Annotated in this window: 8 protein-coding genes; 6 read left to right on the forward strand and 2 right to left on the reverse strand. The window is 65.9% G+C overall.

Going from position 1 to position 9881, the window contains the following annotated elements; all coding sequences use genetic code 11:
* Positions 1-16 precede the first annotated feature (16 nt).
* Both BLS81_RS16430 and BLS81_RS16435 read right to left on the reverse strand, forming a co-directional pair.
* Positions 17-1015 (reverse strand): dipeptide epimerase, encoded by a 999-nt coding sequence (locus tag BLS81_RS16430; RefSeq protein WP_176787205.1) that lies wholly within the window; start codon positions 1013-1015, stop codon positions 17-19.
* A gap of 51 nt (positions 1016-1066) precedes the next feature.
* Positions 1067-1723, reverse strand: coding sequence for a helix-turn-helix domain-containing protein (locus BLS81_RS16435; RefSeq protein ID WP_093225458.1), 657 nt, complete (start codon positions 1721-1723; stop codon positions 1067-1069).
* A 123-nt stretch (positions 1724-1846) separates the two neighbouring features.
* Between BLS81_RS16435 and BLS81_RS16440 the strand changes: the two genes are divergently transcribed.
* The 6 genes from BLS81_RS16440 to BLS81_RS16465 form a co-directional block, all read left to right on the forward strand.
* Positions 1847-4183: a TonB-dependent receptor gene (locus BLS81_RS16440; RefSeq protein WP_093225524.1), complete on the forward strand. Its 2337-nt coding sequence runs from the start codon at positions 1847-1849 to the stop codon at positions 4181-4183.
* The gene (locus BLS81_RS16445; protein WP_093225460.1) at positions 4183-6186 is read left to right on the forward strand and encodes a serine hydrolase domain-containing protein; all 2004 of its coding nucleotides are present in this window, start codon (positions 4183-4185) and stop codon (positions 6184-6186) included. Before BLS81_RS16440 ends, BLS81_RS16445 begins: the two co-directional genes overlap by 1 nt.
* Positions 6183-7502, forward strand: a complete 1320-nt coding sequence (locus tag BLS81_RS16450) for a peptide MFS transporter (protein WP_256326301.1) — start codon at positions 6183-6185, stop codon at positions 7500-7502. Before BLS81_RS16445 ends, BLS81_RS16450 begins: the two co-directional genes overlap by 4 nt.
* A 616-nt stretch (positions 7503-8118) precedes the next feature.
* Positions 8119-8322: a helix-turn-helix transcriptional regulator gene (locus tag BLS81_RS16455; protein WP_093225462.1), complete on the forward strand. Its 204-nt coding sequence runs from the start codon at positions 8119-8121 to the stop codon at positions 8320-8322.
* 253 nt (positions 8323-8575) lie between these two features.
* Positions 8576-9649 (forward strand): mannose-1-phosphate guanylyltransferase/mannose-6-phosphate isomerase, encoded by a 1074-nt coding sequence (locus BLS81_RS16460; RefSeq protein WP_093225463.1) that lies wholly within the window; start codon positions 8576-8578, stop codon positions 9647-9649.
* 38 nt (positions 9650-9687) lie between these two features.
* A partial coding sequence (locus BLS81_RS16465) for a DUF1330 domain-containing protein (protein WP_143023378.1) occupies positions 9688-9881 on the forward strand: 194 nt, incomplete at its 3' end.

The raw sequence follows: 9881 nt of genomic DNA on the forward strand, positions 1-9881 counted from the left end.
AACGCGCCGGCGGCGATCAGCCAGCGCCCCAGAGGCGTTCCGGCACCATGATTTTGCCATCCTCATAGAGTCCCTCGGCGAGCGGATCGTCCGCCACGAACCACGGGCCGTCGAGGTCGACGATGTCGCAGAGCTGGGCGAGGACGAAAGCGGGCGCGGCCGAGAGCGTTGCGCCAGCCATGTTGCCGACCATGACCTTGAGACCGAGGTGACGCGCGCGCTCCACCATCATCAGCGCCTCGGTCAAGCCGCCGCATTTATCGAGCTTGATGTTGAGAACCTGGAAGAGATGGTGGCGCGTTTCGAGTTCGGCCAAGTCGAGGATGCTTTCGTCGGCGGCGACCGGAACGGGCGACCGCCAACCCTCGAGCAGCGCCTCCGCCCCGCGTGGCACCGGCTGTTCGAGCAGCGACACGTCCTGGTCGACCAGCATCGCCGCCAGCGCATCCAGGTCCGTCGCGCCATAGCCCTGATTGGCGTCCACGCCGAGCCAGACGTCCGGCCGCGCGGCGCGCACCGCGCGAACGCGCTCGGCATCCGCGGCAAGATCGCCGTCGAGCTTGAGCTTGAGCGCCGCCACCATCGGAAAGCCGGCAAGGCGGCGAAGGATTTCCGCGGGATCCTCCGCCGGCAGCGTGAAGGTGGTAACGCGCGGCAGCGGCGCAGAAACGCCGGCGAGCCGCCAGACGGGGGTACCCGTCCGAAGCGATTCGAGTTCCCATAGCGCGCAATCGAGCGCGTTCCGGGCGCCCCCCGGCGGCAGCAGCGTGCGGAGCGCCTGCCGGTCGATCCCCGTCTCCACCGCGCTTCGGCATCGTTCGAGTTCGCGTTCGATATGATCGGGATCGTCGCCAAGGTAATAGACGCCCGCCGCCTCGCCGCGTCCGGTGAAGGTGCCGTCCGACACTGTCGCGATCACCGCCGGCATCGATTCGAACAGATAGCCGGAGATCCGGAACGGCTCGCGAAACAGCATGGCGTCGCGGCGGTGAGCGAGGATGAGGGCGCTGGTCATGGCCGTTCCATCCCACGGATGCAGCTATGTTTCAATATAAGAAACAGCGTTTCAGTGGCCGGCCGATTTTTCCGCTTCGTCGGCGCTCGCGCTCTGTCGGGCGAGCGTGGCGAAGCGCTGCATGCCCGGTCCCGCGCAGACCGACAGCACGCGGCAGGGCGATTCGCCGACCCGGACGTAGCAATGCGCCATCCCGCTATCGAAATAGACCGAGTCGCCCGCGCTCAGCCGCAGCGGAGCGTATAAGTCGGAGTGCAATTCCATCGTGCCCGAAAGGACGTAGAGATATTCCTCGCCCGAATGCCGGACGAGCCCGCCGATCTCCTCAACGCTGCACGCCTTCACATCGATGATGATCGGCACCATCATCTTGTCGAGCAAATCACCGGCCGGGTAGAGATGGGCGTAGCGGTCCGTCGTGGCACCCTGGCGATCTCCGGCGCGCGCGACGCTGCGGCGGCCCAGCGCGGCAGGGGGCTTCTCCTCGGGAGCCGCGGCGGCGATGAGGCCGGCGATGTCGATTTCCAGCCCCTGCGCCAACCGCACGAGCTTGTCGTAGGTCATCGCCATCTTGCCGTTCTCGAGCTTCGACAGCGTCGAAAAAGGCATGTCGAGACGTGCCGCGAGCGCCCTCAGCGTCAGCCCTTTTTCGAGGCGGGCGGCGCGCAGCACGCGGCCGGGATGGGGAATGGGGGCCGGTTTCGTCATTGCTTCTCCGCGCGCAGCCTAGCGCAAAGCCTGGATGTGGGGAACTGTCGTGCGCGCAGGAGAAAAATGTTGCTTTAAATGAAACATGCGGCATGATGCGGCCAAATCCAGGGGAGTATGGCGATGACGTCCGGATTTCGAGCGAGAGCGTGCTGGCTGTCCTCCGCGGCGTTGCTCACCGCCTCGGGCGCGTACGCGCAGCAAGCGAGTCCGCCGCTGGTCATTGATCGGACGGCTGCCGATTCCGACACCATCGACGATATCGTCGTCACCGCGCAGAAGCGGGCGCAAACGCTGATCGAAATCCCGCAGTCGATCTCGGTCGTGTCGGGCGACGTGCTCGAACAGCGCCACGCCACCAGCCTGATCGATTATGCGTCGCTTGTGCCCGGGCTGGGCATCCAGCAGCAGAACGCTGGCGAGAGCCGCATCATCCTGCGCGGCATCAACACCGGCGGCTCGAGCCCGACCGTGGCGGTCTATATCGACGACACGCCGTTTGGATCGAGCACGGGCCAAACCAACGCCGCGCATCTGGCCGGCGATATCGATCCCTTCGACATCGAGCGGATCGAAGTGCTGCGCGGGCCGCAGGGCACGCTGTACGGCGCCAATTCGCTCGGCGGCCTCGTCAAATACGTCACCGCCGAGCCCAAATTCGACCGGATTTCGGTGCGGGGGCAGGGGGGCGTCGAGACCGTAGATGGCGGCGGCGTCGGCTGGTCGGGGAACGGCGTCGTCAACGTGCCGCTGAGCGATACGCTGGCGGTGCGCGCGAGCGGCTTTTATCGCGAGATTCCAGGCTATATCGACAGTGTCGGCATCCGCGCCTCGGACATAAACCACACTGCGAATTACGGTGGGCGGGCGTCGCTGCTGTTCCGGCCCAGCGAGCGGTTTTCGATCCGGTTGACCGCGCTCGCGCAGAATATCCGCGCGCACGGACGCGACACCGTCGATGTCGATCCGGCGACGCTCAAGCCGATCACCGCCGATCCGTTCACCGGCGAACCGGGCAAGGGCCTGCTGCGCTACCAGACGCTGCGGGAAGGAAACCGCGTCGATTACCGGCTTTATTCGGGGACGGTCGCTTATGATTTCGGGCCGGTGAGCCTGACGTCGATCACGAGTTACGCCACGCTGCGCCAGCACGAAGACATCGATGCGACCCCGTTGCTCGGCGACATCGGCCCTTTCTACGGCGCGGCGACGCCGTTCGGCACCAATCAGCCCTCCGACATCCGTCAGAAGAAGTTTTCACAGGAGATCCGGCTCACCTCCGCCAAATCCTCCCGGTTCGAGTGGCTGATCGGCGGCTATTACACGCGCGAACCGGGCCGCATCTTCCAACTCTATCGTCCGTTCGATCCGACGACCGGCGCGCTTCTGCCGCAGGCGGGGACGATCCCGGCCGATCTGCTCGGCCCCGGTGTTCCGGCCGCGCCCCTGCCGTTCAGCCAGTTCCTCGTCGCACAGCTCGATTCCACCTATAAGGAATATGCCGGGTTCGGCAGCGCCACGCTGCATCTGACGCATGCCTTCGACATCACCGGCGGAGTCCGCTACAGCCACAATGAGCAGGACACCGCGCAGACGCTCGGCGGCGCGTTCGCGGTGGTGCAGGGCGCGGACGTAACCTCGCTGGGGCGATCGTCCGAAGGCGTGTGGACGTGGTCATTCTCGCCGCGCTACGAACTCAACCGGCGGGTCGCCGTATATGCGCGCGTCGCCAAGGGCTATCGCCCCGGCGGCCCAAACGTCGTTCCACCCGGCGCACCAGCGGACTACCCCGCACGGTTCCGCGCCGATACGCTGATCAGCTATGAAGCCGGCGTCCGTGCCGAAACCCCCGACCGCACCTTCGGCGTGGATGCGTCCGTCTATTATCTCGACTGGAAGGACACGCAGGTCACGACGACCTTCCAAACCTCGATCGGACCGGTCAGCGCCGACGGCAACGGCGAGGGGGCGAAGAGCTACGGCGGCGAAGTGACCGCGACCCTGCGGCCGACGCGCGGGTTCCTCGTCGTCGGTTCGGCCGCGTACAATTACACCGCGCTCAAGGGCGACATCCTGGTCGGCGGCGCGGACGGCGATCAACTGCCCTATGCGCCGCGCTGGACCGCGACGCTCTCCGCCGATTACGACTGGGCGATCGGCGGCAAGGTGAAGGCGTTCGTCGGCGGCACCATCGCGATGATCAGTGACCGTCCGGCGGATTTCGACACCGGCTATCAGACCACGTTCGGGCATCGGCTCATCCTCGATGGCTATGAGACGATCGATCTGCGCGCCGGCCTCGAGATGAAGCCGTTCACGCTCAGCGTCTATGCCAGGAACCTCGCCAATGCCGGCGGGCAGACCTACGCCGGCGCCTACGGCACACGCTATGCGGGCTTGAGCGACGTCGCGCTCATCCGCCCACGAACGATCGGCCTCACAGCGGGATTCGAATTCTGATGCGCAAGCAACTCACCCAAGCCGTTGCCCGCTTGCTCGGGCTGGTCATGCCGTCCCTGCTGTTGATCGGAGGGCCGATCGCCGCGCAGGTACCCGCGACCCTCGTTCCCGCGAAGCCGGCGGCGGCGACCCAAACCGCCCCCGCCGCGACGGCGGCGACCGGCGTGCCGGCGCTGACCAAGGCCGATGTCGACGCCTGGCTCGACGGGCTGTTCCCGTACGGTCTCGACACCGGCAACATCGCTGGCGCTGTCGTGGTGGTGGTGAAGGACGGGCAGGTCGTGACCGAGCGCGGCTATGGCTATGCCGACCGCAAGGCGGGCAAACGGGTCGATCCCGACACCACGCTGTTCCGCCCGGGCTCGATCTCGAAGCTGTTCACCTGGACCGCGGTGATGCAGCAGGTCCAGGCGGGCAAACTCGACCTCGACCGCGACATCAACACCTATCTCGATTTCAAGATTCCGGCCGCGTACGGCAAGCCGGTCACGCTGCGCAATTTGATGACGCATACCGGCGGATTCGAGGAGACCGCGAAATATCTGATCGCGACCGATCCGCGCGACAATCGTCCGCTGGATGTCGCGCTCAAACGCTCGATCCCCGCGCGCATCTACGCGCCCGGCACCATGCCGGCCTATTCGAATTACGGTGCGTCGCTGGCGGGGTATATCGTCCAGCGCGTCTCCGGCGAGGCGTTCGAGGCCTATGTGCAGCGCCACATCTTCGCGCCGCTCGGCATGACCCGGTCGAGTTTCGTACAGCCCCTGCCGGCCGATCTCGCGCCGCTGCTGTCGAAAGGCTATGTCACCGCGTCCGACGATCCCAAGCCTTATGAGATCATTCCGCTATCGCCGGCGGGTGCGCTGTCCGCGACCGGCGCGGACATGGCGAAGTTCATGATCGCCCATCTCTCGTCGGCGAATCCGTTGCTCGACGCGAAGACCGCCCGGCTGATGTACGCCACCGCCAACACGCCGATCCCGGGCATGCCGGGTATGGCGCTCGGCTTCTATCACGAAGATCGGAACGGGCTGAACATCATCGGCCACGGCGGTGATACCGACTGGTTCCACTCCGACCTGCACCTCTATCTCGACAAGGGCGTAGGGCTGTACATGTCGTTCAACAGCGCGGGTAAGGACGGCGCCGCGCACGTCCTGCGCCAGCGCGTGTTCGACAGTTTCACCGACCGTTACTTCCCCGCCAAGCCTGCCGCGCAGCCGACACTCGACACCGCGGCCGAACATGGCCGCGCGATGGCGGGCAATTATGTCAGCAGTCGCGGTTCGACGACCAATTGGCTGCGCATCGCGAATCTGATCGGCCAGCCGACCGTGGCGCTGAACGCGGACGGCACGATCACGGTCTCGGCGCTGACCGATCCGGCCGGGGTGCCGAAGCGCTGGCGCGAAGTGGCGCCGTGGCAATGGCAGGAGGTCGGCGGCTCCGATCGGCTCGGCGCCAAGGTGCGCGACGGTCGCGTACTCGCGTTCGCGCCGCAGGGTTTCGCCCCGATCTTCCTGTTCGTGCCGGCAAGCACGGGCATGAACGCGGTGTGGATCGTGCCGGTGCTGCTCGCCGCGCTGGCGGTGATGCTGGTGGTTGCGCTGAACTGGCCGATCGTTGCGCTCGCCCGCCGGCGTTACGGCTATCGCTCGCCGCTGTCGGGAAGGCCATTGGTGCTGCGCCGCACGACCGCGCTCACCGCCTGGATCATGCTGGTCATCGCCGTCGGCTGGATGGGAATGCTCAGCGCGCTGAGCAGTGACGTCGCCTATTTCGACGGGCGTCTCGATATCTGGATGCGGCTGCTGCAGTTGCTGTCGCTGGCGGCGATCGTCGGCACGGCGTTCGCGGTCTGGAACGCCGTGTCGATCGCGCGCGCGCCACAAAGGCGTATCGTGGCGCTGCTATGGTCGGTCGTTGTCGCGGTGGCGATGCTGTTCCTGGTGTGGCTGATGTTCGACATGCGCACCCTGACGCCGAGCCTGAACTTTTGAACGCGCCGCTCGGCACGGTGACGGCGGGGGCGCCTCCCGCGAAGGGGCGAACCCTGTTCGGGCATCCGCCCGGTCTGACCGTGTTGTTCATGACGCAGATGTGGGCCGAATTCTCCTATTTCGGCCTGCAGGCGCTGCTGGTCTATTACATGACCCAGCATCTCGGCTTCGGCCAGGCCAAGTCGTCGCTGATCTACGGCGCCTATGGCGCGGCGGCGTTCTTCAGCCCGTTCTTCGGCGGCATCGTCGCCGATCGCTGGCTCGGGCGGACCCGCAGCGTGGTGGCCGGTGCCTTGCTGATGATGTGCGGCCATTTCGCGATGGCGTTCGAGGCGCTGTTGTTCCCGGCGCTGGCGCTGGTCGCGGTCGGCAACGGGCTGTTCATGCCGCCGCTCGCGGTTCAGGTCGGCGATCTCTACGCCGACGGCGACCCGCGGCAGGCGCAGGCGTTCAGCGCATATTACATGGGTATCAATCTCGGCGGTCTGCTCGCGCCGCTGGTGTGCGGCACACTGGGGGAACTCTATGGCTGGCACTGGGGCTTCGCGGCGGCGGGCTTCGGCATGTTCGCGGGCCTCGTCATCTACTTGCGCTTCCGGCATCTGCTCCCGGACGAACCGCGCGGCACGGTGCGGACGCTGACCGGTGCCCCCGTCGGGCTTTCGGCGGCGGAATGGGGCGATCTGCGGCTGCTGATCGCCATCGTCGGCGTGGTGGTGCTGTTCCGCATCGGTTACGAGCAGAGCGGCAACGTCATCGCTTTATGGGTCGCGCAGCAGACGGACCGCGGCGTCGCGCTGTTCGGCACGCGCTTCGAAATCCCGGCGACCTGGTTCCAGTCGATCAATCCCTTGCTCATCATCGTGCTGACGCCCTTCCTGATGCGGTATTGGGCGTACCGCGCCAGACATCGGGGGCCGGCGAACCTGCTCGCGCGGATGAGCCTTGGCTGCCTGATCGCGGCGCTGTCGATGGTGGTGATGGTGATCGCCGCCGCGCTCAACGCCGAGACCGGTCAGCCGGTCTCCGCCGCATGGGTGATCGGCTATTTCGTCCTGCTGACGATCGGAGAATTGCTGGTCATCCCGGTCGGGCTGACTTTGGTCGGCGCCCTGTCTCCACTGCGGATCGCGGCAATGGCGATGGGATCCTGGTACATCGCCAAGTTTCTCGGCAGCCTGCTCGCAGGAGCGACCGGCAGCTATTGGGGAACCGTTCCGGCGACGCTGTTTTTCGGGCTCGGCGCCGGCTCGGTGTTCATCGCCGCGGTGTTCCTTCTGGCGCTGAGCCGGGCGCGGCCGATCCGGATCGGGTAAGTCAGCGGCATATGTGCGCGATGGCTCGCGCGAAAGCGGTGCAAGCTTCCCGCCGACGCTCTGAACTGTCGCTGAATCTTGAAAAATGGTGCGCTTACAGGACTCGAAAAGGGCTTTTATGTACCTGATATAAGACGATGTTCTTTTCGGCACCCGAATTGAGGTCCATGCAAGGTCCACTCCAAAAAGTCGGACTCGAACCCTCGCCAATTGACTTGGTACCCGACCCGGGCTCATGTCGATGACTCCTTCGCGCCAGCCGCGGCGAACGCATCTGTGCGCCTTCACCGACTGCTTTGGCCGCCTTGTAGCGCCCACCCTCCGCAAGGTTGAGGGGGGTGATTCATGGCAAATCAGCGGCATCCGCTTTCACGCCTGTTGTCCCTTCCGGTGCAGAGGCGCCACGGACGACTCGGTGACGCCTGCACCTTAGAGCTCGGCGGCGCGAGAGTGCGGGACGGCTGCCGCCGTCATCTTTTCCAACTCTTTGGGGTCTCTTGGGTGCTGTGTGGCGCCGCGCGGAGCATCTCGGCTCCACCGCCCTTGTCTCGGCGCCGAACGCTCTCAATCCTAATCGCTGCGACCCATTGGTTCACACTCAAACCAGGATCATGCAATGATGACCGAGAGCCCTGACCGTATTCTCCGCCTTAACACCGTGCTCGATCGCACCGGCCTCAGTCGGGCAACGCTGTATCGAAAGGTCCAGGCCGGAACCTTCCCTAGGCAAATCCGTATTGCCGTTCGCTGCGCCGGCTGGCGGGAGTCAGCCATCAACGATTGGATGCGCAATCCCACGCTCTACGAGGCTGAGGGCTAACGGAGCGGAAAAGAAGCCGGTTGGCGATGGTCCCTTGTGGGATGGCCCATCTGCGCACCGAGCTGCCGCTAGCCGCCTTGATCATGGCCGCGCCGCGGCAACGACCGCCGAAGACCTCATCTGTCATCCGAGCGCGGTTGCCAACGTAGCAACAGCTTTTTATCGCCTTGGTGCAGTGCAACATTTCGCAGCCCAACGCATTCTGCTACGCGCGTGGAACGACCTCGCCGAAATCCTGTCTGGAGAATCCCCGATGCCGTCTTCGACGCCGATCACGCCTGTCATCTTGTCCGGAGGATCGGGAACCCGGCTGTGGCCGATGTCGCGGCCCGAGCGGCCCAAGCAGATGCTCGCGCTGACCGCCGAGGAGACGATGTTCCAGCTCACCGCGATGCGCGCGCGCGGCGAGCATTTCACCGCGCCGATCGTGGTCGCCAACGCGCGGCACGCCGACATGATCGATGAGCAGCTCGACAGCATCGGCGCCACCGCGCAGGCGCTGATCCTCGAACCCGCCGGCCGCAACACCGCGCCCGCGATCGCGCTCGCCGCGCTTGCGGCCGAAGGCGCGAACCCGCTGCTGGTGATGCCGTCGGATCACGTCATCGCGGATGTGGACGCGTTCCACGCCGCGATCGAGGCCGCGCTGCCGCTGGTGGCAGAGGGCTGGCTCGTCACCTTCGGCATCACGCCGGACGCCCCGGAGACGGGCTATGGCTGGATCAAGGTCGGCGACGAGATTTCGGGCGGCGTCCACCGCGTCGCCAAGTTCGTCGAGAAGCCGCCGCGTGAGCGCGCCGAGGCGATGCTGGCTGCGGGCGACCATAGCTGGAACGGCGGTATCTTCCTGTTCCGTGCCGACCATTATCTCGGCGCGCTCGCCGTTCATGCGCCCGAGATGCTCGCCGCCTGCCAGCTCGCGATGGCCAAGGCGCGGCGCGAGGGCGCGCGGATCTTCCCCGATGCCGAGGCATTCGCCGCTGCGCCGGACAATTCCATCGATTACGCGGTGATGGAGAAGGCCGAGCATGTCGCGGTGGTGCCGGTCAGCATGGGCTGGAACGACGTCGGCAGTTGGGATGCGCTGCACGCGATCAGCGAGCTCGATGCCGCGGGCAATGCGCATGCGAGTGGTGCCGCCGGCGAGGTGATCGCGATCGACACGACCAATTGCCTGGTGCGAACCGATGGCATGCGCGTCGCGCTGGTCGGCGTCGATGATCTGATCGTGGTCGCCAGCGGCACCGATGTGCTGGTCCTGCCACGCGGCCGCAGCCAGGAGGTCAAGAAGCTGATCGAGGCGATGAAGGCCCGGCCTGCGAACTGAACCCGACTGCCCGCTCACCGTAGGAACGAGAGACGCAAATGGCAGCCTATTTGATCTTCATCCGCGACGAACCCGTTCATGACGAAGCGGAAATGGCGGAATATCAACGTCTGAACCGCGAACGCGGCAGCGACGGCTTCGACGTCAAGCGGCTGGCCTTCTACGGCGCGGCCGATGCGCTCGAAGGCCCCGCGCCCGACGGTGTCGTCGTGCTCGAGTTCCCGAGCGTGGA

This window comes from Sphingomonas sp. NFR15 (genome assembly GCF_900103265.1).
In the GTDB taxonomy this organism is placed as follows: domain Bacteria; phylum Pseudomonadota; class Alphaproteobacteria; order Sphingomonadales; family Sphingomonadaceae; genus Sphingomonas; species Sphingomonas pollutisoli.